This is a genomic window from Streptomyces sp. NPDC048389, from assembly GCF_040706335.1.
Taxonomy (GTDB): domain Bacteria; phylum Actinomycetota; class Actinomycetes; order Streptomycetales; family Streptomycetaceae; genus Streptomyces.
Genome location: NZ_JBEZKP010000005.1, coordinates 194,429 through 219,623, shown reverse-complemented (window position 1 = coordinate 219,623; position 25,195 = coordinate 194,429). Strand labels below are relative to the sequence as shown.

Here is a 25,195-nt window from a genome sequence, read left to right as displayed (position 1 = left end):
CTGTCCGTGCACAGCCCCGAAGACCTCGAACACGTCGCTCAGCAACTCAACGGCCGCCCACGCAAAACGCTCGGCTGGAAAACCCCAGCCGAGCGTCTGCGTGATCTACTGACGACCACGTAAGCCATCAGGTGTTGCGAGGACCCCGAGAATCCGCCCACTGGTGCCGGGCCCTTCCCCTGTGTACGGACGGTCAGCGGCTGTGCTGCGAGTCCGCCACCGTGACCTCGACGCGCTGGAACTCCTTGAGCTCGCTGTAGCCCGTCGTCGCCATCGCGCGGCGCAGGGCGCCGAAGATGTTCATCGAACCGTCGGGCGTGTGCGAGGGACCGATGAGGATCTCCTCCGTCGTGCCCTCGATGCCCAGGTCCACCAGCTTGCCGCGCGGCACGTCCTCGTGGACGGCCTCCATGCCCCAGTGGCGCCCCTTGCCCGGCGCGTCCGTGGCACGGGCCAGCGGCGAGCCGATCATGACCGCGTCGGCGCCGCAGGCGACCGCCTTCGGAAGGTCGCCGGACCAACCGACGCCGCCGTCCGCGATGACGTGGACGTACCGGCCGCCGGACTCGTCCATGTAGTCGCGGCGGGCCGCGGCCACATCGGCGACGGCGGTCGCCATCGGGACCTGGATGCCCAGCACGTTACGGGTGGTGTGCGCGGCGCCGCCGCCGAAGCCCACCAGCACACCCGCCGCGCCGGTGCGCATCAGGTGCAGGGCGGCGGTGTACGTGGCGCAGCCGCCGACGATGACCGGGACGTCGAGTTCGTAGATGAACTGCTTGAGGTTCAGCGGCTCGGCGGCGCCGGAGACGTGCTCGGCGGAGACGGTCGTGCCGCGGATGACGAAGATGTCGACGCCCGCGTCGACGACGGCCTTCGAGAACTGCGCGGTGCGCTGCGGGGAGAGCGCGGCGGCGGTGACGACACCGGAGTCGCGCACCTCCTTGATGCGCTGCCCGATCAGCTCCTCCTTGATGGGGGCCGCGTAGATCTCCTGCAGCCTGCGGGTGGCGTTCGCCTCGTCCATCTCGGCGATCTCGTCGAGCAGCGGCTGCGGGTCCTCGTAGCGGGTCCACAGGCCCTCGAGGTTCAGTACGCCCAGGCCGCCCATCTCGCCGATCCGGATGGCGGTCTGCGGGGAGACCACGGAGTCCATCGGAGCGGCCAGGAAGGGCAGCTCGAAGCGGTAGGCGTCGATCTGCCAGGCGATCGAGACCTCCTTCGGGTCCCGCGTACGCCGGCTCGGTACGACGGCGATGTCGTCGAACGCGTACGCCCGGCGGCCGCGCTTGCCGCGCCCGATCTCGATCTCAGTCACGTCTGTGGCCTTTCCTTCTGCATCTGCGCCAGGGCGCTACCAGTATCCCCGACGCACACGTGAGGGGCGGCCCCGGCAACCCCCGGGACCGCCCCTGGCACGCATGGGGCTACTTCCTGCTGTAGTTCGGCGCCTCGACCGTCATCTGGATGTCGTGCGGGTGGCTCTCCTTGAGACCCGCCGAGGTGATCCGCACGAAGCGGCCCTTGCTCTCCATCTCGTCGACGGCGGCCGCCCCGACGTAGCCCATGGTCTGGCGCAGGCCGCCGACCAGTTGGTGCAGCACGGCCGCGAGGGGACCGCGGTAGGGCACCTGGCCCTCGATGCCCTCGGGGACGAGCTTGTCGTCGGAGGCCACCTCCGCCTGGAAGTAGCGGTCCTTGGAGTACGAACGGCCCTGGCCGCGAGACTGCATCGCACCGAGCGAGCCCATGCCGCGGTAGGACTTGAACTGCTTGCCGTTGATGAAGAGCAGTTCACCGGGGGACTCCTCGCAGCCCGCGAGAAGGCTGCCCAGCATGACCGTGTCGGCACCTGCGGCGAGCGCCTTGCCGATGTCTCCGGAGTACTGCAGGCCGCCGTCGCCGATCACCGGGACGCCCGCGGCGCGGCAGGCCAGCGCGGCCTCGTAGATCGCGGTGACCTGGGGAACACCGATGCCGGCGACCACACGGGTGGTGCAGATGGAACCGGGTCCGACGCCGACCTTGACACCGTCCACGCCCGCGTCGATCAGGGCCTGGGCGCCGTCGCGCGTCGCCACGTTGCCGCCGATGACGTCGACGCCGACGCTCGACTTGATCTTCGCCATCCAGTTGAGGGCGTTGCTGTTGTGTCCGTGGGAGGTGTCGACGATCAGGAAGTCGACACCCGCACCGGCCAGCGCCTGGGCGCGCTCCAGCGCCTCCGGGCTCGCACCGACGGCTGCTCCGACGAGCAGACGGCCCTCCCCGTCCTTCGCCGCGTTCGGGTACTGCTCGGCCTTGACGAAGTCCTTGACCGTGATGAGGCCCTTGAGAATGCCGGCGTCGTCGACCAGCGGGAGCTTCTCGATCTTGTGGCGGCGCAGCAGCTCCATGGCGTCGACGCCCGAGATGCCGACCTTGCCGGTGACCAGCGGCATCGGGGTCATGACCTCGCGCACCTGGCGCGTGCGGACCGTCTCGAAGGCCATGTCACGGTTGGTGACGATGCCGAGCAGCTTGCCCGCGGCGTCGGTCACCGGCACACCGCTGATGCGGAACTTGGCGCACAGGGCGTCGGCCTCGGCGAGCGTGGCGTCCGGGTGCACCGTGATCGGGTCGGTCACCATGCCGGACTCGGAACGCTTGACCAGGTCGACCTGGTTCACCTGGTCCTCGATGGACAGATTGCGGTGCAGCACGCCCACACCGCCCTGGCGCGCCATCGCGATCGCCATGCGGGACTCGGTGACCTTGTCCATCGCCGCCGAGAGCAGCGGGATGTTCACCCGGACGTTCCTGGAGACACGGGACGAGGTGTCGACCGCGTTAGGAAGCACTTCCGACGCACCCGGCAGCAGAAGCACATCGTCGTAGGTCAGCCCGAGTGTCGCGAATTTCTCGGGCACTCCGTCGACGTTGGTCATGACACCTTCCCCAAATGGCCTTGATCCCTGCGAATGTCCATGCTAACGGCCCAAGGAGCCGTCTCATTCCACGATCAAGATCGATGAGCAGCTTTGGATGTTCACACGACAGGCGTCACGGGAGCCCTCGGTACTCATCAGCACTCACCGGGAGCCCTCGGGAATCACACGGAGGAGGCCGGCGACGGTGGGTCACTGCTCGGCCAGCGCCCGCAGCCGGCTGAGCGCACGGTGCTGTGCGACCCGGACGGCGCCCGGCGACATCCCCAGCATCTGGCCGGTCTCCTCCGCCGTCAGCCCGACGGCGACCCTGAGCACCAGCAGCTCCCGCTGGTTCTCCGGCAGATTGGCGAGCAGCCTCTTGGCCCACTCGGCGTCGTCGCTGAGCAGCGCCCGCTCCTCCGGACCGAGCGAGTCGTCGGGACGCTCGGGCATCTCGTCGGACGGCACGGCCGTCGAACCCGGATGGCGCATCGCCGCCCGCTGCAGATCGGCGACCTTGTGGGAGGCGATGGCGAAGACGAACGCCTCGAAGGGCCGCCCGGTGTCCTTGTAGCGCGGCAGGGCCATCAGCACCGCGACGCAGACCTCCTGAGCGAGATCCTCGACGAAGTGCCGTGCGTCACCGGGCAACCGGCTCAGACGCGAGCGGCAGAAACGCAGCGCGAGCGGATGCACATGCGCGAGCAGATCGTGCGTCGCCTGCTCGTCGCCGTCGACGGCACGGTGCACGAGTGCCCCGATGGCCCCCTGGGCGGTCACCGCCTCGTCGTCGCGCATCGGTCCATGGTGCCCTGGACCGCGATCATTTGCGGCACCGCGTCCCGTGTTGTGCACCGAAGCGTTATGAGCAGGTGCGCCGGAACTCATCTCCTGCGCCCTCCCCTCCCGCTCGACCGACTCGTCCCCGAGGAACTCCACACCCTCAAGGATGCGGCATCACGCGGGAAACGGATGCCCTCGGGCATCCGTCATCCCGCGCCGTCCCGTTCCTGCGGTCCTCAGCGGACCAGGCCCCAGCGGAATCCGAGCGCCACGGCGTGCGCCCGGTCCGAGGCGCCGAGCTTCTTGAACAGCCGCCTGGCGTGCGTCTTCACCGTGTCCTCCGAAAGGAAGAGCTCGCGCCCGATCTCCGCGTTGGAGCGGCCGTGGCTCATGCCCTCGAGGACCTGGATCTCCCGCGCGGTGAGCGTGGGCGCGGCGCCCATCTCGGCCGACCGGAGCCGGCGCGGCGCGAGCCGCCAGGTGGGGTCGGCGAGCGCCTGAGTGACCGTCGCGCGCAGCTCGGCACGCGACGCGTCCTTGTGCAGGTAGCCGCGGGCGCCCGCGGCGACTGCGAGCGCGACGCCGTCCAGATCCTCCGCGACGGTCAGCATGATGATCCGGGCGCCCGGGTCGGCGGAGAGCAGCCGGCGCACCGTCTCGACGCCGCCCAGTCCGGGCATGCGTACGTCCATCAGAATCAGGTCCGAACGATCGGCGCCCCAGCGGCGGAGGACTTCCTCGCCGTTGGCCGCGGTCGTCACGCGCTCGACACCGGGCACGGTCGCGACCGCGCGGCGGAGCGCCTCTCGAGCAAGCGGGGAGTCGTCGCAGACGAGGACGGATGTCATGGCCGCCCTCCGCAGCTGATGCGCGTCACCTTGAGCCTCCAGGCTGGGTACATTTCTTCACCTGTGCGGTTGAACGCTCTCGGACATGTGCCCGAGCGCTTGTTCCTTCAACCGCCTCCGCACTCTCAACGACGGTCACTCGAAAGAGTTACGGGTCACAGTCGGCACTTCCGCACGCTGCGTAAAGGGGCCGTTACGCGGGCGTGAGCACCGGTTCCACGGGGCTCGTGGGGTGGCGGGAGGTCCGCGAGGTTTCGTGGCCCACGGGCGGAGCACCCGTGCACCGGCTGACGCGGACCCTGCCCCATTCAGCGGCTTTTCTTCCCTTTTTCCGGTGTCTATGGCTAGATTCGCAATGAGTCATATTTACATCTACTTACACAGCAGATGTGCGGTCGTTGGCACGGTGCTGGTGCCGGATCCGGCGCACGTCCGGTCGGCGTCCCGCCCGTTTCCGACCCGGTCCTGTATCCGCCCAGCACGGTTTCAAGGGGACATGCGCCATGGCAGATTTCTCTCGCCTTCCCGGACCCAACGCCGATCTGTGGGACTGGCAGCTCCTCGCGGCATGCCGTGGGGTCGACAGCTCGCTCTTCTTCCACCCGGAAGGCGAGCGAGGCGCGGCGCGGAGCGCGCGCGAGAACTCGGCGAAGGAGGTCTGCATGAGATGCCCGGTGCGGGCGGAGTGCGCGGCGCATGCACTGGCCGTGCGGGAGCCCTACGGCGTCTGGGGCGGACTGACGGAGGACGAGCGCGAGGAGCTCATGGGACGAGCACGTCACCGGCTGATTCCCGCGACGAGTGCGGGGGGTGCGGCGCACGGCTGACACGCGTGCCGTGCACACCGATCGAAGAAACGTTCCTGCATCACTACGCGCCCTCCTGTCTCCTCGCGGCCGGTGACTCGACCCGACCGCCACCCGGTGGTACCGGCCCCCGGCCCACGAGGCCGGGGGGCGTGGCGGGTCGCAGCCCGTGACCCCGCTCGCCGGCTTCCACTTCGGACCCCCGGCGCCTCATGTGGCCACGGGGTCGGCTCTGCCCGCCGGCTGAGCGAAACCGCCGGCCCGGGGGCACGCGCGCCGCGCGGCACCGGCCCCGCCCCTCCCCGCACCGACCCTCGACGGGAGCTGAAGCCGCCGCCCCGGGGCAGGAGGACGCGCAGGACTCGGCCAGAGACGTAAGGCGGAGCAAGTCCTGGGCGGGGCAAGTACGGGCGAGCAGCGGACATGACCCCGCAGCGGCACCCGGACACCAACCGACACGGACCGGTCAGGTCGGACCAGGTGCACAACCCGGGCCCACCGGGATCAGCCGCCCCCGGCGCCGCCACACCCCGAGGCCGAGTGCCCGCGCGACTCCGCCCGCCCACCCCACCCGGCCATCACCGCACCCAGGCGCCAAGCGCCCGCGTAATCCCGCCCCACCGGGCCACCCCCGCACCGCCGCACCCGGAGGCCGAGCGCCCACGCCCGGGGGCACAACCCCCGCCCCAAGGGAGCGGCCGGAAACGTGGGGCCGGTCCGCCGCCCGCCCGAGGGCTACGCCGCCGCGCGGGAGAGTTCGGTCAGGGTCGCGGAGACCGCCGGTACATGGGCCAGGTCGGGCAGGGTGAGCGCCACGATCTCGCGGTCGACAACCGGTTCGACCGTCACCAGCCGGGCGCCCTTCGGCCGCACCGACTCCAGTGCCAGCTCGGGCAGTACCGCGACCCCGAGCCCCGCGCCCACCAGGCCGATCACCGCCGGGTAGTCGTCGGTGGCGAAGTCGATGCGAGGGGTGAAACCGGCTTCCTCGCAGGCATCCACGAGCTGGCGGCGGCAGCGCGGGCAGCCCGCGATCCACGATTCCCCCGCGAGATCGGCGATGGCGACCGATCCCGCGTCGGCGAGACGGTGCCCCTCCGGCACCAGCCCGACGAGCCGGTCGGTGAGCAGGGGCCGCACCTCCAGGTCGTCCCACTCCGACTCCGCGCCGGCCGTGCCGTACTGGAAGGCGAGTGCCACGTCGCAGTCGCCCTCGCGCAGCATCTCGACCGAACGCGGCGGCTCGGCGTCGACGAGGGAGACACGCGTGCCCGGGTGGGCCGCGCGCAGTGCGGCGAGCGCGGTGGGCACCAGGGTGGAGCTGCCGCTGGGGAACGAGACGAGGCGCACCCGGCCGGCCCGGAGCCCGGCGATCGCCGCGACCTCCTCCTCCGCGGCGGTGAGCCCGGCGAGGATGCCGGACGCGTGCCGGACGAGTGCTTCACCGGCCTGGGTGAGGCGCATCTCGCGGCCGGTCCGAATCAGCAGCGGGGTGCCCGCGGAGCTCTCGAGCGCCTTCATCTGCTGGCTGACCGCGGGCTGGGTGCAGCCCAGTTCGCGGGCGGCCGCGGAGAACGAGCCGGTGGCGGCGACGGCACGCAGGACGCGGAGGTGGCGGGCTTCGATCACCTTGCCAGCATAAGTGACACTTGGAGGCATCAGCGAGAATCCCGAGGAAACTTTGAGGGAGAGTCGATTAGCGTGCCGGTATGAAGCTCTTGACCGTGAACCTGGGGCGGCCCGAGGCCGTCGGCTATTCCGATGCGCCGGGAGGAACGACGGGGATCGACAAGCGCCCGGTCGACGGGCCCGTCCGGGTGGCGGATCCCGGTCCCAAGGGCCGGGGAGCGAGCGGCCTGGCGGGCGACGCGGTCTGCGACCTGCGCCACCACGGCGGGTCCGACCAGGCCGTCTACGCCTTCGCCCGTGAGGACCTCGACGCCTGGGAAAGGGAGTTGGGGCGCACCCTCACCAACGGCATGTTCGGCGAGAACCTGACCACCAGCGGCGTGGACATCACCGGCGCGAGGATCGGCGAGCGCTGGCGCGTCGGCGGTGCACTGGTGCTGGAGATCACCTCGGGCCGCATCCCGTGCCGTACGTTCGCGGGCCGGCTCGGCGAGCGCGGATGGGTCAGGCGCTTCACCGGGAACGGCGCCTCCGGCGCGTATCTGCGGGTGATCGAACCGGGCGAGATCCACTCGGGCGACCCCATCGAGATCGTGCACCGGCCTGCGCACGACGTCACGGTGGCGATGGCCTTCAGAGCGGTGACGACCGAGCGGACGCTGCTGCCCCGGGTACTCGCGGCCGGGGAGGCCCTCCACGGGGAACTGCTGAGTGACGCGCGCGCGTACGTCGCCGCATACGGCCCGGTGCCCGGAAGCGGGACGGTTCCGGGTAATACCTCCTGACCGCAGGCACGGGCCGGCGCACGGGGGGAAATCCCGTCGGGGCCGCGGACATCCTGCGCACCTCCCCCGAACTGTCCGCCGAACTCGGCGAGCTGGACCTTGCGGGCGCCTCCGGCCCCCGTAGGCGCCGGTTCTTCGGGCTGCGTACGTCGGGAATCAACAGCAGAGCCATGGCCATGGACCGGATCGACGGGACGGTCACCCGCGGTACGCCGGAGACCTGGGCCGTATGCAACGAGGACGGCGCTCCGCACAACTTCCAGGTGCAGGACGTGCAGTTCAGGGTGCTCGAGGCGGACGGCGGACGGCCGCCGCCGGAGCTGCGCGGCGCCAAGGACACGGTTCGCGTGCCCGTCGGGAGGACCGTGAAGCCCGCGACGCGGTACGCCGGGCCCGCCGATCCGGACACTCCGTACAGGTACTGCTGCCATCCGCCGTACCACGAGGACGGCGGCACGACAGGGCAGTTCGGGTCGTGGAGAAGGGGCGGCCGGCGGGGAAGGCCCGTACGCCGCACTCACACGCGGGGCATTAACGTGCCCGTATGACGACTGCACTGATCACGGGAGCGACCGCGGGCATCGGCGCCGCCTTCGCGCGGCGGCTCGCGGCCGACGGCCACAACCTGGTGCTGGTGGCCCGGGACACCGAACGGCTGCAGGCACAGGCCACCGAACTGCACGACGGCCACGGCATCGAGGCGGAGGTGCTGACGGCGGACCTGTCGGCGGAGGACGGCATCACCGCGGTCGAGCGCCGTCTCGCGGACCGCACCCACCCCGTCGACCTGCTGGTCAACAACGCGGGCTTCGGGAACAAGGGACAATTCCTGGACGTGTCCATGGCCGACGAACTGACGATGCTGAAGGTCCACTGCGAGGCGGTGCTGCGCCTGACGGCCGCCGCGGCGGAGCCGATGCGGGAGCGCGGCCGGGGCGGCGTGGTGAACGTGGCGTCGGTCGCCGCGTTCGTGCCCCGCGGCACCTACGGCGCGTCGAAGGCGTGGGTCGTGCAGTTCACGCAGGGCGCGGCCAGGGACCTGGCCGGGACGGGGGTGCGTCTGATGGCGCTGTGCCCCGGTTTCGTACGGACCGAGTTCCACCAGCGGGCGGGGATGGGCACGGACGGCATTCCCGGCTGGATGTGGCTGGACGCCGACAAGCTGGTGGCCTCGGCGCTGGCGGACCTGGCGAAGGGGAAGTCGCTCTCCGTCCCCGATCCTCGGTACAAGGCGCTGATGGGCGTGGTGAAGCTGACGCCGCGCGGACTGCTGGGCGGGCTCACGTCGAGGACGGGCCGGAAGTACGGCCCCCGGTAGTCCGGTCGTAGTCCGGTCGCCACGGCATCGCGCCGCACCGCACGGAGTGATGTGCGTCACTAAAATGGACGTATCTCGTCGGGGACCGCAGCGGCCCGGGAGGCGCCATGAAGTTCGTACAGATCATCGACTACAAGACCGACAGGTTCGACGACGTGAACGCGGTCATGGACCAGTGGGTCGAACAGACCAAGGGCAAGCGGACCACCGCCCACACCGTCACCGGAAAGGACCGCACCGAGAGCAACCACTACGTCGAGATCGTGGAGTTCCCCTCGTACGAAGAGGCGATGAGGAACTCGCGTCTGCCGGAGACGGACAAGATGTTCCAGGAGATGGTGGCGCTCTGCGACGGCATGCCGTCCTTCACCGACCTCGACGTGGTCCGTGAGGAGCAGATGAACTCGGCGACCGCCCGCCGCTTCTTCCACGAGATCGCCGGCGGCGGCAATCTGGAAGCCGTCCCGGAGGTGTTCGCGGCCGACTACATCGACCACGACATCGCCAACGAGGAGGACGCCGAGACCGGCATGGACGTCATCCGCCGGGACCTCACCATGTGGCGCGACGCCTTCGACTTCACCTTCGAGCTCGACCGGCAGATCACCGAAGGGGACGACGTGGTGACGCTGTGGACCTGGAGCGGGAGGCACAAGGGCGACTTCCAGGGCATCCCCGCCACCGGTGAGCAGTGCACCATGACCGGGACGACGATCTTCCGCTTCGAGGACGCGAAGATCAAGGAAGGCTGGTGGCACATGGACCTGCTGCGCCTGATGCGGCAGCTCGGCGCCGTGTGAGCCGCTGCCACGGCTGTGACACGGGAAGGTCCCCGTCCCGCGCTCGGCGGGACGGGGACCTCCTTGGCGCTTACCGCATCGGTCGACCGCGGATGCGTCAGTGGCTGTGGCCGTGACCGTGGCCGTGGCCCGCGTCACCCTCGTCCTCGGCCGGCTTCTCGACGACCAGGGTCTCGGTCGTGAGCAGCAGGGAGGCGATGGAGGCGGCGTTCTCCAGAGCGGAGCGCGTGACCTTGACCGGGTCGATGACGCCGGCCTTGACCAGGTCGCCGTACTCGCCGGTCGCGGCGTTGAAGCCGTTGCCCGCCTCGAGTTCGGCCACCTTGGCGGTGATGACGTAGCCCTCGAGGCCGGCGTTCTCCGCGATCCAGCGCAGCGGCTCGACGGCGGCGCGGCGGACGACGGCGACACCGGTGGCCTCGTCGCCCTCCTTGCCCAGGTTGCCCTCGAGCACCTTCACGGCGTGGACGAGCGCGGAGCCACCACCGGAGACGATGCCCTCCTCGACCGCGGCGCGGGTCGCGGAGATGGCGTCCTCCAGACGGTGCTTCTTCTCCTTCAGCTCCACCTCGGTGGCGGCGCCGACCTTGATCACGCACACGCCGCCGGCCAGCTTCGCGAGGCGCTCCTGGAGCTTCTCGCGGTCCCAGTCGGAGTCGGTGGACTCGATCTCGGCCTTGATCTGGTTGACGCGGCCGGCCACGTCCGCGGAGTTGCCGCCACCGTCGACGATGGTGGTGTCGTCCTTGGTGATGGTCACGCGGCGGGCGGTGCCCAGCACGTCGAGACCGGCCTGGTCGAGCTTGAGGCCGACCTCCTCGGCGATGACGGTGGCACCGGTGAGGGTGGCCATGTCGCCGAGCATCGCCTTGCGGCGGTCGCCGAAGCCGGGGGCCTTGACGGCCACCGCGTTGAAGGTGCCACGGATCTTGTTCACGACCAGGGTCGACAGGGCCTCGCCCTCGACGTCCTCGGCGATGATCAGCAGCGGCTTGGAGCCACCCGCCTGGATGACCTTCTCCAGCAGCGGCAGCATGTCCTGGATGGAGGCGATCTTGCCCTGGTGGATCAGGATGTACGGGTCGTCGAGGACGGCCTCCATACGCTCCTGGTCGGTCACCATGTACGGGGACAGGTAGCCCTTGTCGAAGGCCATGCCCTCGGTGAACTCCAGCTCCAGGCCGAAGGTGTTGGACTCCTCGACGGTGATGACACCGTCCTTGCCGACCTTGTCCATCGCCTCGGCGATGAGCTCGCCGACCTGCTGGTCCTGCGCGGAGAGCGCGGCCACGGCGGCGATGTCGGCCTTGTCCTCGATCGGCCGGGCGGTCGCGAGAAGCTCGTCGGAGACGGCCTTGACCGCGGCGTCGATGCCCTTCTTCAGGGCGGCCGGGGAGGCACCCGCGGCGACGTTGCGCAGACCCTCGCGGACCAGCGCCTGGGCCAGCACGGTGGCGGTGGTCGTACCGTCACCCGCGATGTCGTTGGTCTTGGTCGCCACCTCCTTCACCAGCTGGGCGCCCAGGTTCTCGTACGGGTCCTCGACCTCGACCTCGCGGGCGATGGTGACACCGTCGTTGGTGATGGTGGGAGCGCCGAACTTCTTGTCGATGACGACGTTGCGGCCGCGGGGGCCGATCGTCACCTTGACCGTGTCGGCAAGCTTGTTGACGCCGCGCTCGAGGGCGCGACGGGCGTCCTCGTCGAACTTCAGGATCTTCGCCATGGGAGCGGTTCAGCCCTCTCGGAAAGTCGTGTTCAAAGAACCGCGCCCCTCGCCGCCCGGCAATCCGCGGGGTGACCAGGGGCGCAGCTCAAAGCAATTCAGGTGAAGCCTGTGCTTACTTCTCGACGATCGCGAGCACGTCGCGGGCCGAGAGGACGAGGTATTCCTCGCCGCTGTACTTCACTTCGGTGCCGCCGTACTTGCTGTACAGCACGATGTCGCCGGCCTTCACGTCGAGCGGCAGGCGCTCGCCGTTCTCGAAGCGGCCCGGGCCCACTGCCAGGACGACGCCCTCCTGGGGCTTCTCCTTCGCAGTGTCCGGAATGACCAGGCCAGAGGCCGTGGTCTGCTCGGCGTCGAGCGGCTGGACCACAATGCGGTCCTCGAGCGGCTTGATGGCAACCTTGGAGCTGGCGGTCGTCACGATCCGACCTCCCCCTTCGGAGATCACGGGGTTAACTGATCTGAGGTGGCGACCAGGTCGATCCGTCGTCGCGGGTGCCGGACCTGCCCGTCGCTGTGTCTGGCACTCTCACTGGGTGAGTGCCAGACCCGAGACTATGACTGTGATTAGCACTCGGTCAAGCGGAGTGCCAATATGGCGCCGCGCGCCCTCGGGTCCCGGTACGGAAAACGCCGATATGACGCCTCCGGTTCCGGCCACGGCCTTTCCGGTTCCAGCTACGATCTCTTTCCGGTTCCGGGGTGCGCCACGGCTCCGGTTCCGGGGTGCGCCACGGCTCCGGCGGGGCCTGTCAGACGTAGTCCTCCAGCTTGGCCACCGCGTACCCCTTCGACGTCACCGTCTTCATCACCCGACGGATCATGTCCGGCATGGTGCCCTTCCACTCCTCCTTGCCGCGGAAGTGGGTGAGGATGATGTCGCCCGGGTGCAGGTCCCTGTCCCACTCGCGCCACTCCATGTGGTCGGGGAACGCCTCGGAGGCCCACAGCGGCACCGCCTCGATCCCGCACTTCTCGGCGACGCGCAAGGTGTCCTTGTTGTAGTTCCCGTACGGCGGGCGCATCAGCCGGGGGCGGGTGCCGTACCTCTTCTCCAGTTTGTCCTGCTGGCCGCAGATCTCACGCTTCTGCTCGCTGTACGAAAGCCCCGGCAGATACGGGTGGTTGAGCGTGTGGTTGTGCAGGGCCACCCCCCGGTCCCGCATCTTCTCGAAGTAGCCGTAGTCGTCGTTGATCACGTAGTCGCTGAGGAAGGCGCTGTAGGGGATCTGCAGCTCGGACATCATCCGCAGCAGCTCCGGGTCCTTCTCGGCGCCGTCGTCGATCGTCAGGAAGACGATCTTCTCCTTGGTCGGAACAGTGGTGAACACCGGCGGCAGACCCTCACCGCCCTTCACCTCGAAGCCCTTGCGGGTGGTGATCTTCGGTTTGACGGCGGGCGGTGGGGGCGGCGCGAGCGGGGTCTGCGCCAGCCCCCACTTCTTCGCGGCGGCGGCGCGGGCCTTCTGGCTGCGCCTGACCTTCTCGACGTACGCGGAGAGCGCCCCGGCGGGGCCGGCTGCTTCCTGCCCCTCCGGCTTCCGCGCGTCCGGCTTCTTGACCTCCGGGCCCTGCTGCGCGGGCTGCCCGGTGGCGGCCTCTGCGGGGCGTGAGGCTTCCGCGGCCCCCTCGGCCGCACAGCCGGAGCCGAGAGCGGCGACCACGAGAGCGGCGAGAGCCGCACGGGCCCGATACGCTCCCAAATTTTCTTTTTGTCGTACTAGCTGCATGGCGACGCATCCTGTCAGCGCCCCGCCCGCTCACCGGCCCGACACCTCCGGCCTGCGCGCACCATCCCCCGCCTGGCCCACAATGGCCCGGTGAACGACCTCGACCCACTCGCCGCCTTCGCCGCACTGCGCACCGGGGAAGGCGAGGCGCTGCTGGCCTCGCTCGCCTCCTACGACCCGGCCCGGGAACTGTCCGTCGCGACGCGCCTGCGCCGCGACCACCCGGCGGCCATGGTCTCCGCGGCCCTCGGACAGGCACGGCTGAGACAACGGGCCGTGGCCAAGTTCGGCGAGGAGGACGCCCGCCGGATGTTCTTCACCCCGAACGGCGTCGAACAGTCCACCCGCCGCTCGGTCGCCGACCACCGCGCCGCGCGCTTCGCCGAACTCGGCGTGCGCAGCGTCGCGGACCTGTGCAGCGGCATCGGCGGGGACGCGATCGCACTGGCCCGGGCCGGCATCTCGGTCCTCGCCGTCGACCGCGACCCGCTCACGGCGGAGGCCGCACGCGCGAACGCCGAAGCGCTGGGCCTCTCCGGCCTGATCGAGGTCCGCTGCGCTGACGTCACCGACATCGGCACCACGTCGTACGACGCGGTGTTCGTCGACCCCGCCCGCCGGGGCGGCCGAGGCCGGATCTTCGACCCGGAGGCGTACTCCCCGCCCCTGTCCTGGGCCGTCGGCGCGGCCCGTACCCGCCCCCACGCCGCGCTGAAGGTCGCACCGGGCATCCCCCACGAGGCGGTCCCCGAGGGAGCGGAGGCGGAGTGGATCTCGGACGGCGGCGATGTGAAGGAGGCCGTGCTCTGGTTCGGCACCGCCCCGTCCGCGGTCCGCGCCACCCTCCTCCCGGGCCCGCACACCCTGACCGGCCGCGGCCTGCCGAACCCGCCGGTCCGGCCCGTCGGCCGCTATCTGTACGAGCCGGACGGTGCGGCGATCCGCGCCCACCTGGTCGCCGAGGTCGCCGAGGACGTGTCCGGCGGCCTGCTCGACGAGACGATCGCGTACATCACCTCCGACACCCTTCGCCCGACGCCGTACGCCACGGCCTATGAGATCAGCGACGAACTGCCCTTCAACCTGAAGAAGCTGAAAGCGCTGCTGCGGGAACGCGGGATCGGCAACCTCACGGTGAAGAAGCGCGGCTCCGCCGTCGAACCGGAAGAGGTCCGCCGAAAGGTCAAGCCCCAGGGCCGGAACGCGGCAACGGTCTTCCTGACCCGGGTGGCGGGCGCCCCGACGATGCTCGTCGGCCGCCCTGTGTGACGGGTCGGCCCGTTCCCCGCACCGCCCCGCGAACCCCCGTCAGCCGTGCGCACCGCCCCGCGAACCCCCGTCAGCGGTGCGTTCCGCCCCGTGCCGCGGACGGGAGCACCGGAGGCGACACCAGCCGGAGCGCCCAGCGGTAGTGGCTCACGGCCTTCATGACGCCGAGCAGGCCGGTGAGCCAGAGGATCAGCCCCAGCCCCGTCGGCAGAACCACCCCGGCCAGGGAGCCGCCCCGTCCTGCGCCACCGGTCAGGGCGGTGGTGGAGAGCCACAGGCCGTACGCGCCCAGCAGGAACGACGGCAGGAACCAGAACAGGCTCATGGCCGGGGCGCCGTAACGGGCGTCGCCGGCCGCGTCGTGCGCGAGCGCACTCCACTGCCGCAGCCGCCCGCGCAGCTCCGCCTCATGGGCGACGCCGAAGCCGACGGCCAGGCCCGTCGGGACCATGCACGCGAGTCCGACGAAGCCGAGGACCGCACCGAAGAAGTGGCTGAACAGGTCCTGCCCTTCCTCGAACGCCAGCAGGGCCGCGCAGAAGACCGCCCATCCGACGGCGAACCCGGCCACCACCAGCCACAGCAGCACCAGCCGCTGCGGGGCGATACTCATCCGGAAGAGCTCGTCCATCGCCCGGCTCCGGTCCGCGAGCAGGGTCTCCCGGTCGGGCCAGCAGCCTGTGTCGGCAGGCGGCGGCGGAGGCGGCAGGACACGGCGCGGCATGCCGACGAGGCTACCGGGCGGAAGCAGCGGCCCGGCCGGCAGCAGTTCCCGTTCACGGGCGCCGCGGGGTCGGCGAGGCCGCGACGCTCGAACTCCGCCGTGCCTCCTCCCGTCGGCCGAGCCGGGCAGCAGGTCACCGCGGACACCCGGCGGCAAGTGGTGGTCCTGGAGCGCCGGCCCGTCGGCGAGGACGTCGGCTGCGCCGGGCCGGGCTCCGGGGGCCGTCCGCCGCGCCGGCCGCCGCCCGGTTCGGGCCGACCACCGGGAACGGCGTCAGGGCCGCCAACCGGCCCGTGCAGGACGGCGATCGTCGCCCGTTCCGCGTCCCCGTACCGGGCGGGCGGCCCGCGCATGCCACGCCGCGATCGGGGCCTCCACGGCATAGGGGCGTCAAGGGCGTCAGGGGGCGTCAGGGGCCTTGTGGGCCGCTGCCGAGGAGTCTCAGCCGAGCGATTCGAAACGCCAGCGGTGCACCGGCCGGGTGATCAAATCGTCGGCCGGTTCGGGAAGTTCGGGCAGGTCGGCGGCCATGTCGGCGGCGTCCCACCAGGTGATGACCAGGACCCGGTCCTGCCCCGCCCGCAGGATCTCGCGGCGCAGCGGCTCGCGCGCGAGCTCCTGGGCGCGGGCCCACTCCAGCAGCTCCGCGCCCCGGTCGGGCACGGCGCGGGCCTCCCACATCAGCGCGACGACGGTCATGAGTACAGGTTGTCCTTGCTGACCTCGTGCACATGGTCGTGGTCGTGCGCGCCGGGCACATGGGGGTCCGTCACCGGCAGGGAGGAGTCCGCCGACAGCTCCCAGTCCGAGGCGGGCCGGTTGCGGGCGACCATCTCCGCGCCCAGCGCGGCCACCATCGCCCCGTTGTCGGTGCACAGCTTCGGCCGCGGCACCCGCAGCCTGATCCCGGCCCGCTCGCACCGCTCCTGGGCAAGGGCCCGCAGCCGGGAGTTGGCCGCCACGCCGCCGCCGATCATCAGGTGGTCGACACCCTGGTCCCGGCAGGCCCGCACCGCCTTCCGGGTCAGCACGTCGACGACCGCCTCCTGGAAGGAGGCCGCCACGTCCCGCACCGGCACCTCCTCGCCCGCCGCCCGCTTGGCCTCGATCCAGCGCGCCACGGCCGTCTTCAGACCGGAGAAAGAGAAGTCGTACGCCGGGTCCCTGGAGCCGCTCAGTCCGCGCGGGAACGCGATCGCCTCCGGGTCGCCCTCCTTCGCCAGCCGGTCGATCACCGGGCCGCCGGGGAAGCCCAGGTCCAGCACCCGCGCGATCTTGTCGAACGCCTCGCCGGCCGCGTCGTCGATCGTCGCGCCCATGGGCCGTACGTCGGCGGTGATGTCGGGCGCGAGCAGCAGCGACGAGTGGCCGCCGGAGACCAGCAGGGCCATCGTCGGCTCGGGCAGCGGGCCGTGCTCCAGCTGGTCGACGCAGATGTGCGAGGCCAGGTGGTTGACCCCGTACAGCGGCTTGCCCAGGGCGTACGCGTACGCCTTCGCCGCCGAGACGCCGACCAGCAACGCGCCGGCGAGGCCGGGGCCCGCCGTGACCGCGATGCCGTCGAGGTCCCGTGCGGAGAGGCCGGCGGTCTTCAGAGCGCGCTCGATCGTCGGAACCATCGCCTCCAGGTGGGCGCGCGAGGCGATCTCCGGCACGACGCCGCCGAAACGGGCGTGGGTGTCGACGCTCGAGGCGACCTCGTCGGCGAGCAGGGTCGTGCCGCGGACGATGCCGACGCCGGTCTCGTCGCAGGAGGTCTCGATGCCGAGTACGAGCGGTTCGTCAGCCATCAGTTGGTCTCTGTTCCTTGTACGGTCAGTCGCATGACGAGGGCGTCGATATTGCCGGGCTGGTAGTAGCCGCGGCGGAATCCGATGGGCTCGAAGCCGAAGCGCTCGTACAGCTTCTGGGCCCTGGTGTTGTCCACGCGCACTTCGAGCAGCACCTCGTCGCACTCGAAGGCGGTGGCGTGCTGCAGCAGGTCGGTCAGCAGCCGGGAGCCGAGGCCGGTGCCCCACTCGCTCCTGTCGACGGCGATGGTCTGCACGTCGCCGAGGCCGCCGGCCGCCGCGAGGCCCGCGTAGCCGACGATCGTGCCGCCCTCGCTCTCCGCCACCACATAGCGGCGGGTGGCCCGCGGGCCGCGGGAGTGCGCGAGCTCGGACCAGAACATGCCTGGCGACCAGGCGTCTTCCGGGAACAGCTCGTGTTCGAGCTCCAGCACCGGTTCCAGATCCCACCAGCGCATCTCGCGCAGTTCAGGAAGGCCGCCGCACAGCGGCGCCGACGAGGGGCGGCGGTCGCTGGGGGAACCTCCCGGGCGAAGCTCTGGGGGAGGGTGGGCGGCGCTCACTTGGGGGTGACCACCTTGTAGTTCTTGGGCACCTGCGCGTCCGGCCGCCGCAGGTACAGCGGCTGCGGCGGCAGGAACTCCTCGCCGGCCGCCAGCTTCTCGGCCGCGAGCGCCGCCAGCGCGGAGGCGCTCACGTGCTCGGGACCGCGGGCGTCCGGGAACGTCTCCGGGTACAGCAGCGCGCCCGCGCCGACCGCCGGCAGCCCCGCGACCCGCTCCGCGATCTCCGCGGGACGGTCCACGGCGGCGTCCGAGGCACGGGTGCGGGCGTTCTCGTACCGCGCCCAGTAGACCTCCTTGCGCCGCGCGTCGGTCGCCACCACGAACGGCTCGTCGAGCCCGGCCTCGTACGCCAGACCGTCCAGCGTGCAGACCCCGTGCACGGGCACCCCGAGCGCCGAGGCGAAGGTCGCGGCCGTGACCAGTCCGACCCGCAGGCCCGTGTACGGCCCGGGGCCGACACCGACCACGACACCGGTGACGGCGTCGAGCTTCACACCGGCCTCCGCGAGCACCCTGTCGACGGCGGGCAGCAGCAACTCCCCGTGCCGGCGCGCGTCCACGCGGCTCGACGCGGCGACGACGGAAGTGCCGTCGTGGAGGGCGGCGGTGACGGCGGGCGTGGCGGTATCCATGGCGAGCAAGAGCACGCGAACAGCCTACGGCTCCGGCGAGGGAGCCATGGCGGCACCGTCGAACGGAACCACGGTGCTACCGTCACCCCGAGTACACACATTCGGGGATCCGAGAGGTGAGCAGGGTGGCACGGAGCAGCTCGGGACTCGTGGCCGGGCTCACTGCGGCAGCATTGGCCGTCGTCGGTTTCCTGGCCTACCAGGCGTCGGCGAACGTCCCCGCGAACCTTGATGCCTCGAAGCGGCCGGGCGCCGGCCCGTCGGCGACGGCCCCGGGCCCCGCGGCCTCGCAGAAGACGAAGGACGCGCAGGCCGTCCCGGCCCGATCCGGCACGGGGATGCGCGTCGTGTACGCACTCGCCGACCGGCGGGTGTGGCTCGTCGACGCGAACGAGAAGGTGCGGCGGACCTTCGAGGTCATGCCCTCCACCGTCAGCCCGGAGCCCGGCTCCTACACGGTCACCTCACGCTCCGGCGGTGTGTCCGGGTCCGACGGCGTGCCGGTCGAGCACGTGGTGCGGTTCGCGAGCGTGGACGGCGTGACCGTCGGCTTCAGCGCGGCGGTCGACGGCTCGATGGCCAGCCCCGACCCGACGAAGAAGACGGGCGGCGTGCGGATGAAGCCGGCCGACGGGGACGCGCTGTGGGTGTTCGCGACGATCGACTCGAAGGTGGTCGTGGTCCCGTAGCTCCGCGACTCACCCGTACGGGTGGGTGCGTACGAGCCCGTAGACCCTGGTTCGAATCAGGCGGCGTCGCGTTGCGCGTCGCGTCGGTCGCCGTCGGCGATCGTGCGGGGCGGGGTCGACACGGCGCTGGCCGCGGCACACGACGCCAGCAGGTCCCTCATCGACACGGCCGGGGCCGAGGGGGCCGGGGCGGCCGCCGGCCGCACGGGCCCGGACGGCTGCGTCCGACGCGACCGCGCTTCACGCTCCGCGCTGTGCTCCGCCGCATGCTCCGCTGCGTGCTCCGATGCCGGCATGGACGCCTCCTGGGGCTCGAGGGCGGGCGAGGTTAGGTAGACCTAACCCGGTCTCGATACCATGTCATCACGGGCGGCGCCGTGGGCGCAACACTTTCCCGACGTCATGTCGGAAACGTCGGCGGCGGGTGCCGCTGCGCGGGGCGTTTCCCCCGCCCCGCCCCTTCCCGAAACCGGGGCTACGCCCCCGCCCCGGCGTCTTGATCGCCGACGGGGCGCATCAAGCCCGGCCGACGATGGAGGCCACCGCGCGAAGCCCGGCACGCCCGACCAGCGGCACGGAGCCCCGATGGACCGCCCCAGGGCTGAGGGCGAAGGACGGAACGCACAGCACGGCAGCCGGAGGCCACGGGCACAGCACGAGGACACAGCACAGCAGCCGGAAGCCACCAGCGCAGCACGCAGACACAGCACAGCAGCCGGAAGCCACCAGCGCAGCACGCAGACACAGCACAGCAGCCGGAAGCCACGGGCACAGCACGGCAGCCGGGGGAACGGCGGCCGGAAGCCACAGCGCGCAGCGCGGCAACCGGACGGCACAGCGCGCAAGCGCAGAGGGCGGGTCCGGGCGGAGCCCGGTTCCGGGAAGAGGCAGGCAGGGGGAGCAAGCCCCGCGCAGCGGCACCCCACCCGCACCCGCCCCACGAACGCGCCACCCCGCCCCGGACGCCGCACGCGCCCGGCCCGGCGCCCCGGCGCCAAGCGACACCGACCGGCCCCGCACGGGGGAACGCAACCGGTACCGGGACACGCCCGGAAGCGTGGAGCCGATACGGCGCCCGCCGGAGCGCTACGCCGAGGCCGCCGACAGGTCCGCGTCCGCCCAGCGGACCCCGTGGCCGGCGAGCGTCACCATCCGCCGGTCGTCGTCCGTGTCGCCCACCACCCGGTCGATGATCACGTGCAGGCGGTCCTCCGAGAGGTCCTCGACCTTGCCGTCGCCCCACTCCACGACCACCACCGACTCGGGCAGCGACACGTCGAGGTCGAGGTCCTCCATCTCGTCGAGGCCGCCGCCCAGCCGGTACGCGTCGACGTGCACCAGTGCGGGGCCGCCCGTCAGCGACGGATGGACGCGGGCGATGACGAACGTCGGGGACGTGACGGCGCCGCGCACGCCGAGCCCCTCTCCGAGGCCGCGGGTCAGCGTCGTCTTGCCTGCGCCCAGCTCACCCGTGAGCATCACCAGGTCACCGGGGCGCAGCAGCTTGGCGAGGCTGCGCCCCAGGTCCTGCATCCGCTCCGGGGAATCGACCGAGAGACGTACGGAGGAGGCGGCGGCGGTCTCAGCCGCCGGGCTGTGCGGTGCTTCCATACCGACCAACGGTAGCCGCTGCCGGCACCGCCCCGACCCGGACCAGGAGGTCCGCGAGCCGGTCCGTGACCGCCTCCGGGTGCTCCAGCATCACCAGGTGCCCGGCGTCCGGGACGATGACCAGCTCGGCGCCGCGCAGCACGTCTCCGATGGCCTCGCTGTGCGTACTCGGCGTGACCAGGTCCTTGTCACCCGCGAGGACGAGTACCGGCAACTCCTGGAAGACGTCGAGCGCTTCGCCCTTGTCGTGCTCGGCGAAGGCCGGGTAGAACTCGGCGACCACGTCGATCGGCGTGGACTCGATCATCCGTTCCGCGAACCTGGCCACCGCGGGGTCGACGTCCTTCGAGGAGAAGGAGTACCGCTTGATGAGCCCCGCGAACAGGTCGGCGGTGGCCCTGCGACCCCGTTCGACGAGTTCGGCCTGGGAGCCGAGGGCGCGCAGCACGCCCGGCAGCACGCGCCGGACCGCGTTCACCCCGGCCACCGGCAGGCCGTAGCTGACCTCGCCGAGCCTTCCCGAGGAGGTGCCGACGAAGGCCGCGCCGACCACGCGTTCCCGTACCAGCTCCGGATGGTGGGCTGCGAGGGCCATCATCGTCATACCGCCCATGGAGTGGCCGACCAGGACCAGCGGTCCTTCGGGCGCCGCCGCGTCGATGACGGCCTTCAGGTCCCGGCCCAGCTGGTCGATGGTGACCGGCCGGCCGCCGGAACCGGCCTGCGACGTGCCCCGCGCCGAGCGGCCGTGACTGCGCTGGTCCCAGTGGACCGTACGGACCAAGCCGCGCAGCGCGGCGCGCTGGAAGTGCCACGAGTCCTGGCTCAGGCAGTAGCCGTGGCAGAACACGACCGTCATCGGCGCCGGCGTCTTGCGCCCGAAAAGCCTGCGGCGACGCGGAGCGGCGGCTTCCGGGTCGACCTCGTCGACTTCGTAGTAGAGCGCCGTGCCGTCGTCGGCCAGCGCCTTCCCCGGGGTGCCCCGCAGAGCGCCGTACGGGCCTGCCGCGTCGAGCGCGAGACGGGCCTTCCTGCGGATCCCGCGGCCGACGGTGAGCCGTTCGAGCGCCACACCCGCGGCGGCGCCCGCCGCGACCACGCCTACCGCCGCACCGGCGAACCCGGCGCGCCGCCAGTTGCCCGCTGCCGCTGCGGCTGCCGCGGCTGCGGCTGCGGCTGCGGCTGCGGCTGCGTCGACGGCGGCCTCGGCCGCGTCCCCCGTACCGGTCTCGCTCACCGTGCCGCTCTCCTAGTCGTGGGGGTGCTCGCCGGGGCGCCCGGAGCTGTCGGAACCCCCGGAACGCTCAGGACCCTCGGAAGTTTCGTTCAGGTAGACGCGCGGAACCCGCGTGCCGATGCGGGTGACGATCTCGTACGCGATGGTGTCCGCGGCCTGTGCCCAGTCCTCGGCGGTCGGCTCGCCCCGGTCGCCCGGCCCGAACAGCACGGCCTCCGAACCCTCCGGGATCCGCTGCCCGCCGAGGTCCACGACGAACTGGTCCATCGCGACCCGTCCGGCGACCCGCCGCCATTCGCCCGCGACCAGGACCGGTCCGCGGCCGGAGGCGTGGCGCGGAATGCCGTCCGCGTAGCCGACGGGGATCAGGCCGAGGGTGGTCTCGTCGTCGGTGACGTAGTGATGGCCGTAGCCGACTCCGTGGCCGGCGGGGACGTGCTTGACGAGGGCGACGGAGGCGGTGAGCGTCATCACGGGGCGCAGCCCGAAGTCGGCGGGCGTTCCCAGCTCCGGGCCGGGCGAGATGCCGTACATCGCGATGCCGGTCCGTACGAGGTCGAAGTGGGCCTCCGGGATCGTGAGAGTCGCCGGGGAGTTGGCCATGTGGCGTACTTCCGGCTCGACACCGGCCTTCTCCGCGTGGTCGACCATGTCGTGGAAGACGCCCAGCTGGGCGGCGATCGAGGGATGGCCGGGCTCGTCGGCGCACGCGAAGTGGGACCACAGTCCGGTGACGTGGACGAGACCGGCCTCCTCTGCGGTGCGGGCGGCGGCGACCAGTTCGGGCCAGTCGGCGGGCTGGCAGCCGTTGCGCCCGAGGCCGGTGTCGGCCTTGAGTTGGATACGGGCGGGGCGGCCCGCCTCCTTGGCCGCCGCGGTCACCTCTACAAGTGCCCACATGCCGCTCACCGACATGTCGAGGTCCGCTTCGATGCCCTCACGCCAGGGGCCGCCGGGTGTCCACAGCCAGCACATGATCCGGCCGGGCACACCCGCGTCACGCAGGGTCAGCGCCTCGTGGGGCGTGGCCGTGCCGAGCCAGGTCGCGCCCGCCGCGAGCGCCGCGCGGGCGCAGGGCACCATGCCGTGGCCGTACGCGTCCGACTTCACCACGGCCATCAGCGCGGACCGGGGTGCGCGGGCGCGCAGAGCACGCACGTTGGCGCGCAGGGCCGCGAGGTCGATCTCGGCCCGTGCGCGCGGTGGTGCGGTTCGGCGGGGCGGTGCTGTGTGGCTCATCGCGCTTAGTCTCTCAGAGCCGCGCGGCCGGATCCGTGCGGTGGGCGGTCGCGTGCGTCACGGCGCGGGGCGCCGTCGGTGTCGGATTCTCCGGGCGGGCCGCAGTCGGGCGCCGCGGCCACGGCGACGCCCGGCGTACGTCGGATCGACGTGCGCGGATCGACGGGCGACGGGCGCCGGGCCGGCAGAGGAGAGGCGACGGACGGCAGGCGCGGTAGCGGACCGGCGGCGGGCGACGGGCCGATGGGCGACACGCGAAGGCCGGCAAGCAGGTGGCGGGCAGGCGGCCCTGTCGTCAATCGGCGCGCACGTCGCGCCACGCCGCCGGGAGTGCCGCCGCGACCTCCATCGCCGTGATCGGCGCACCCGTCGCGGCCGCGTGACGGGCCGCCAGGCCGTGCAGATACGCGGCGGCCGAGCCTGCGTCCCGCGCGTCGAGTCCGGCGGCGAGCAGCGAACCGGCCAGCCCGGACAGCACGTCACCGCTGCCGGCCGTGGCCAGCCACGGAGTGCCCATCGGGTTGACCCGGACCGGCGAACGCTCCCGGTCGGGCGCGGCGACCAGGGTCGTCGACCCCTTGAGCAGCACCGTGGCCCCGAAACGCGCGGCGAGTTCGCGCACGGAGTCCAGCCGCGCGGCCTCCACCGCCTCGCGCCCGACGCCGAGCAGTGCCGCCGCCTCCCCGGCGTGGGGAGTCAGCAGAGTGGCGGCCCGGCGGTCCCGTACGGTCCCGGCGTCCAGCAGACGCAGCCCGTCCGCGTCGACGAGCACCGGCACGTCGGAGTCGAGTACCTCCCGTACCGCGTCCGCGTCGTCGCCGAGCCCCGGGCCGACGACCCACGCCTGGACGCGGCCCGCCTTGTGCGGTGGACCCGCGTGCACCAGGGTCTCGGGGAAGCGGGCGATCACCGCGTCCGCCGCCGGACCGACGTACCGCACGGCTCCCGCGCCGCCGCGCAGCGCGCCCGCGACCGACAGCACGGCCGCGCCCGGATAGCGCGCGGACCCGGCGGCCACGCCCACGACACCGCGCCGGTACTTGTCGCTCTCGGCTGCCGGTACCGGCAGCATCCGGCCCAGGTCGGCGTGTTGGAGGGCCTCCAACTCCGGCAGGGACGGCAGGTGGTCCTCCAAACCGATGCCCACGAGCCGTACGGTGCCCGCGTACTCCTTGCCCGGATCGACGAGCAGCCCCGGCTTGTACGTGCCGAACGTGACGGTCGCGTCCGCGCGCAGCGCCTCGCCCCGCACCTGGCCCGTGTCGGCCTCGATCCCGCTGGGCAGGTCGACGGCGACGACTACGGCGTCCGAGCCGCGGGCGGCGCGGGCCACGGGAACGGCGTCCTTGCGCAGCCCGCCCCGTCCTCCGATGCCGGTGATCCCGTCCAGCACCAGGTCGGCGGAGGACAGCGCCTCGAACGGATCGTCGGCGACATGCCCGCCGGCGGCGAGCAGCGCCGCAAGACCGCCGTGGTGGACGCGGTCGCGCGCGAGCGGCACGGCGACGACGCCCGCGCCGCGGCGGGCCAGCCGGGCACCGGCGTACAGGGCGTCGCCGCCGTTGTCGCCGCTGCCGACGAGCAGCACGATCCGCGCGCCGTACACCCTGCCCAGCAGTCCCGCACACGCCGCGGCCAGCCCGGCGGCGGCGCGCTGCATCAGCGCGCCCTCCGGCAGCCGGGCCATCAGCTGTGCCTCGGCGTGTCTTACCGTCTCGACGCTGTACGCGGTACGCATGCCCCGAGTCTGCCGCACCCGCCCTCGGGGGCGCCCGGTTCGCAACGGGCCGTTCCCCCGCCCCGCCCCCTTCACGGACCGGGGCTCCGCCCCGGACCCGTGTCGCCGGGCGAGCGTGCCGGTCCACCCGGACCCGGGTATCGCGCTTCGCGCGATGGCCGCAGGCTCCTCGTACGGCCAGGCGGCGTGGGAGGAGCCTCGCGGGCTGGAAATGCCGCCGCGCGGCGCACCGGCCCGCCGGAGGCACCCGCCGGGCGGCAGGTGTCGCGCCACCGGATCAGTCTCATCAGGGGCACTCCACGCCCGCCAGGGCACAGGGGAGCATGCGGCACGGGCCGGGGGCGGAACCAGACCGGCACGGGC

25 protein-coding genes and 1 pseudogene are annotated in these 25,195 nt (G+C 72.0%); 8 read left to right on the top strand and 18 right to left on the bottom strand.

Annotation, left to right across the window (positions count from 1 at the left end):
* Positions 1-123, top strand: a pseudogene (locus tag AB0903_RS06495) (IS30 family transposase); the annotation flags it as partial.
* Between the two features lie 70 nt (positions 124-193).
* Here AB0903_RS06495 and AB0903_RS06490 read toward each other — a convergent pair.
* The 4 genes from AB0903_RS06490 to AB0903_RS06475 form a co-directional block, all read right to left on the bottom strand.
* Positions 194-1,318: a GuaB3 family IMP dehydrogenase-related protein gene (locus tag AB0903_RS06490; protein ID WP_366699572.1), complete on the bottom strand. Its 1,125-nt coding sequence runs from the start codon at positions 1,316-1,318 to the stop codon at positions 194-196.
* A gap of 109 nt (positions 1,319-1,427) precedes the next feature.
* Entirely contained in the window at positions 1,428-2,927 is a 1,500-nt protein-coding gene (guaB, locus tag AB0903_RS06485) for an IMP dehydrogenase (RefSeq protein ID WP_366699570.1), read from the bottom strand.
* Positions 2,928-3,119: 192 nt separating this feature from the next.
* The gene (locus AB0903_RS06480) at positions 3,120-3,707 is read right to left on the bottom strand and encodes a sigma-70 family RNA polymerase sigma factor (RefSeq protein ID WP_100108644.1); all 588 of its coding nucleotides are present in this window, start codon (positions 3,705-3,707) and stop codon (positions 3,120-3,122) included.
* A 221-nt stretch (positions 3,708-3,928) separates the two neighbouring features.
* Positions 3,929-4,540: a response regulator transcription factor gene (locus tag AB0903_RS06475; protein ID WP_003948568.1), complete on the bottom strand. Its 612-nt coding sequence runs from the start codon at positions 4,538-4,540 to the stop codon at positions 3,929-3,931.
* Between the two features lie 503 nt (positions 4,541-5,043).
* On the opposite strand from AB0903_RS06475, the gene AB0903_RS06470 reads away from it, so the two are divergent.
* Positions 5,044-5,367, top strand: a complete 324-nt coding sequence (locus AB0903_RS06470) for a WhiB family transcriptional regulator (protein ID WP_366699568.1) — start codon at positions 5,044-5,046, stop codon at positions 5,365-5,367.
* A 714-nt stretch (positions 5,368-6,081) separates the two neighbouring features.
* Here AB0903_RS06470 and AB0903_RS06465 read toward each other — a convergent pair.
* A complete protein-coding gene (locus AB0903_RS06465; protein ID WP_366699566.1) occupies positions 6,082-6,975 on the bottom strand; it encodes a LysR family transcriptional regulator in 894 nt (297 codons plus the stop codon).
* Between the two features lie 80 nt (positions 6,976-7,055).
* Between AB0903_RS06465 and AB0903_RS06460 the strand changes: the two genes are divergently transcribed.
* The 4 genes from AB0903_RS06460 to AB0903_RS06445 all read left to right on the top strand — a co-directional run bounded on the left by AB0903_RS06460 (position 7,056) and on the right by AB0903_RS06445 (position 9,878).
* Positions 7,056-7,760 (top strand): MOSC domain-containing protein, encoded by a 705-nt coding sequence (locus AB0903_RS06460; protein WP_366699564.1) that lies wholly within the window; start codon positions 7,056-7,058, stop codon positions 7,758-7,760.
* A 170-nt stretch (positions 7,761-7,930) separates the two neighbouring features.
* Positions 7,931-8,308 carry a multicopper oxidase domain-containing protein gene (locus AB0903_RS06455; RefSeq protein ID WP_366699562.1) on the top strand — a complete coding sequence of 126 codons (378 nt, stop codon included), beginning with the start codon at positions 7,931-7,933 and terminating at the stop codon, positions 8,306-8,308.
* Positions 8,305-9,078 carry an SDR family oxidoreductase gene (locus AB0903_RS06450; RefSeq protein WP_366699560.1) on the top strand — a complete coding sequence of 258 codons (774 nt, stop codon included), beginning with the start codon at positions 8,305-8,307 and terminating at the stop codon, positions 9,076-9,078. Before AB0903_RS06455 ends, AB0903_RS06450 begins: the two co-directional genes overlap by 4 nt.
* Before the next feature lie 107 nt (positions 9,079-9,185).
* A complete protein-coding gene (locus AB0903_RS06445) occupies positions 9,186-9,878 on the top strand; it encodes an ester cyclase (protein WP_366699558.1) in 693 nt (230 codons plus the stop codon).
* A gap of 97 nt (positions 9,879-9,975) precedes the next feature.
* On the opposite strand, the gene groL is transcribed toward AB0903_RS06445, so the two are convergent.
* The 3 genes from groL to AB0903_RS06430 form a co-directional block, all read right to left on the bottom strand.
* On the bottom strand, positions 9,976-11,604 hold the full coding sequence (gene groL / locus AB0903_RS06440; protein ID WP_366699556.1) for a chaperonin GroEL: 1,629 nt from the start codon (positions 11,602-11,604) through the stop codon (positions 9,976-9,978).
* Between the two features lie 115 nt (positions 11,605-11,719).
* Entirely contained in the window at positions 11,720-12,028 is a 309-nt protein-coding gene (groES, locus tag AB0903_RS06435; protein ID WP_366699554.1) for a co-chaperone GroES, read from the bottom strand.
* Positions 12,029-12,359: 331 nt separating this feature from the next.
* Entirely contained in the window at positions 12,360-13,337 is a 978-nt protein-coding gene (locus AB0903_RS06430; RefSeq protein WP_366699552.1) for a polysaccharide deacetylase family protein, read from the bottom strand.
* Between the two features lie 63 nt (positions 13,338-13,400).
* On the opposite strand from AB0903_RS06430, the gene AB0903_RS06425 reads away from it, so the two are divergent.
* Positions 13,401-14,606, top strand: a complete 1,206-nt coding sequence (locus tag AB0903_RS06425) for a class I SAM-dependent methyltransferase (RefSeq protein ID WP_366699587.1) — start codon at positions 13,401-13,403, stop codon at positions 14,604-14,606.
* A 70-nt stretch (positions 14,607-14,676) separates the two neighbouring features.
* On the opposite strand, the gene AB0903_RS06420 is transcribed toward AB0903_RS06425, so the two are convergent.
* From AB0903_RS06420 to tsaB, 5 genes are all read right to left on the bottom strand, one after another.
* A complete protein-coding gene (locus AB0903_RS06420; RefSeq protein ID WP_366699550.1) occupies positions 14,677-15,330 on the bottom strand; it encodes a hypothetical protein in 654 nt (217 codons plus the stop codon).
* 441 nt (positions 15,331-15,771) lie between these two features.
* Positions 15,772-16,029, bottom strand: coding sequence for a hypothetical protein (locus AB0903_RS06415; RefSeq protein ID WP_366699548.1), 258 nt, complete (start codon positions 16,027-16,029; stop codon positions 15,772-15,774).
* A complete protein-coding gene (tsaD, locus tag AB0903_RS06410) occupies positions 16,026-17,120 on the bottom strand; it encodes a tRNA (adenosine(37)-N6)-threonylcarbamoyltransferase complex transferase subunit TsaD (protein ID WP_366699546.1) in 1,095 nt (364 codons plus the stop codon). Before tsaD ends, AB0903_RS06415 begins: the two co-directional genes overlap by 4 nt.
* Complete coding sequence (gene rimI, locus AB0903_RS06405; RefSeq protein ID WP_366699544.1) at positions 17,120-17,578, bottom strand: ribosomal protein S18-alanine N-acetyltransferase; 459 nt, start codon at positions 17,576-17,578, stop codon at positions 17,120-17,122. The genes tsaD and rimI overlap by 1 nt, the downstream gene beginning before the upstream one ends.
* Positions 17,579-17,679: 101 nt before the next feature.
* Positions 17,680-18,333 carry a tRNA (adenosine(37)-N6)-threonylcarbamoyltransferase complex dimerization subunit type 1 TsaB gene (tsaB, locus tag AB0903_RS06400; protein WP_366699542.1) on the bottom strand — a complete coding sequence of 218 codons (654 nt, stop codon included), beginning with the start codon at positions 18,331-18,333 and terminating at the stop codon, positions 17,680-17,682.
* Between the two features lie 110 nt (positions 18,334-18,443).
* Here tsaB and AB0903_RS06395 point away from each other — a divergent pair, with 110 nt between their 5' ends.
* Positions 18,444-19,007 (top strand): L,D-transpeptidase, encoded by a 564-nt coding sequence (locus AB0903_RS06395; RefSeq protein ID WP_366699540.1) that lies wholly within the window; start codon positions 18,444-18,446, stop codon positions 19,005-19,007.
* Between the two features lie 56 nt (positions 19,008-19,063).
* On the opposite strand, the gene AB0903_RS06390 is transcribed toward AB0903_RS06395, so the two are convergent.
* From AB0903_RS06390 to AB0903_RS06370, 5 genes are all read right to left on the bottom strand, one after another.
* Positions 19,064-19,303 (bottom strand): hypothetical protein, encoded by a 240-nt coding sequence (locus AB0903_RS06390; RefSeq protein ID WP_366699538.1) that lies wholly within the window; start codon positions 19,301-19,303, stop codon positions 19,064-19,066.
* 790 nt (positions 19,304-20,093) lie between these two features.
* Complete coding sequence (tsaE, locus tag AB0903_RS06385) at positions 20,094-20,618, bottom strand: tRNA (adenosine(37)-N6)-threonylcarbamoyltransferase complex ATPase subunit type 1 TsaE (RefSeq protein ID WP_366699536.1); 525 nt, start codon at positions 20,616-20,618, stop codon at positions 20,094-20,096.
* Positions 20,590-21,855: an alpha/beta hydrolase gene (locus AB0903_RS06380; protein ID WP_366699534.1), complete on the bottom strand. Its 1,266-nt coding sequence runs from the start codon at positions 21,853-21,855 to the stop codon at positions 20,590-20,592. Before AB0903_RS06380 ends, tsaE begins: the two co-directional genes overlap by 29 nt.
* A gap of 12 nt (positions 21,856-21,867) precedes the next feature.
* The gene (gene alr, locus AB0903_RS06375; RefSeq protein ID WP_366699532.1) at positions 21,868-23,094 is read right to left on the bottom strand and encodes an alanine racemase; all 1,227 of its coding nucleotides are present in this window, start codon (positions 23,092-23,094) and stop codon (positions 21,868-21,870) included.
* Between the two features lie 295 nt (positions 23,095-23,389).
* Complete coding sequence (locus AB0903_RS06370; protein WP_366699530.1) at positions 23,390-24,832, bottom strand: NAD(P)H-hydrate dehydratase; 1,443 nt, start codon at positions 24,830-24,832, stop codon at positions 23,390-23,392.
* Positions 24,833-25,195 lie beyond the last annotated feature (363 nt).

Bases quoted from the DNA above. Each gene is read 5' to 3' on its own strand.
- guaB (WP_366699570.1), bottom strand. From the start codon at position 2,927: ATGACCAACGTCGACGGAGTGCCCGAGAAATTCGCGACACTCGGGCTG.
- AB0903_RS06480 (WP_100108644.1), bottom strand. From the start codon at position 3,707: ATGCGCGACGACGAGGCGGTGACCGCCCAGGGGGCCATCGGGGCACTC.
- AB0903_RS06475 (WP_003948568.1), bottom strand. From the start codon at position 4,540: ATGACATCCGTCCTCGTCTGCGACGACTCCCCGCTTGCTCGAGAGGCG.
- AB0903_RS06470 (WP_366699568.1), top strand. From the start codon at position 5,044: ATGGCAGATTTCTCTCGCCTTCCCGGACCCAACGCCGATCTGTGGGAC.
- AB0903_RS06460 (WP_366699564.1), top strand. From the start codon at position 7,056: ATGAAGCTCTTGACCGTGAACCTGGGGCGGCCCGAGGCCGTCGGCTAT.
- AB0903_RS06455 (WP_366699562.1), top strand. From the start codon at position 7,931: ATGGCCATGGACCGGATCGACGGGACGGTCACCCGCGGTACGCCGGAG.
- AB0903_RS06450 (WP_366699560.1), top strand. From the start codon at position 8,305: ATGACGACTGCACTGATCACGGGAGCGACCGCGGGCATCGGCGCCGCC.
- AB0903_RS06445 (WP_366699558.1), top strand. From the start codon at position 9,186: ATGAAGTTCGTACAGATCATCGACTACAAGACCGACAGGTTCGACGAC.
- groL (WP_366699556.1), bottom strand. From the start codon at position 11,604: ATGGCGAAGATCCTGAAGTTCGACGAGGACGCCCGTCGCGCCCTCGAG.
- AB0903_RS06430 (WP_366699552.1), bottom strand. From the start codon at position 13,337: ATGCAGCTAGTACGACAAAAAGAAAATTTGGGAGCGTATCGGGCCCGT.
- AB0903_RS06420 (WP_366699550.1), bottom strand. From the start codon at position 15,330: ATGCCGCGCCGTGTCCTGCCGCCTCCGCCGCCGCCTGCCGACACAGGC.
- AB0903_RS06415 (WP_366699548.1), bottom strand. From the start codon at position 16,029: ATGACCGTCGTCGCGCTGATGTGGGAGGCCCGCGCCGTGCCCGACCGG.
- tsaD (WP_366699546.1), bottom strand. From the start codon at position 17,120: ATGGCTGACGAACCGCTCGTACTCGGCATCGAGACCTCCTGCGACGAG.
- rimI (WP_366699544.1), bottom strand. From the start codon at position 17,578: ATGCGCTGGTGGGATCTGGAACCGGTGCTGGAGCTCGAACACGAGCTG.
- AB0903_RS06390 (WP_366699538.1), bottom strand. From the start codon at position 19,303: ATGCCGGCATCGGAGCACGCAGCGGAGCATGCGGCGGAGCACAGCGCG.
- tsaE (WP_366699536.1), bottom strand. From the start codon at position 20,618: ATGGAAGCACCGCACAGCCCGGCGGCTGAGACCGCCGCCGCCTCCTCC.
- alr (WP_366699532.1), bottom strand. From the start codon at position 23,094: ATGAGCCACACAGCACCGCCCCGCCGAACCGCACCACCGCGCGCACGG.
- AB0903_RS06370 (WP_366699530.1), bottom strand. From the start codon at position 24,832: ATGCGTACCGCGTACAGCGTCGAGACGGTAAGACACGCCGAGGCACAG.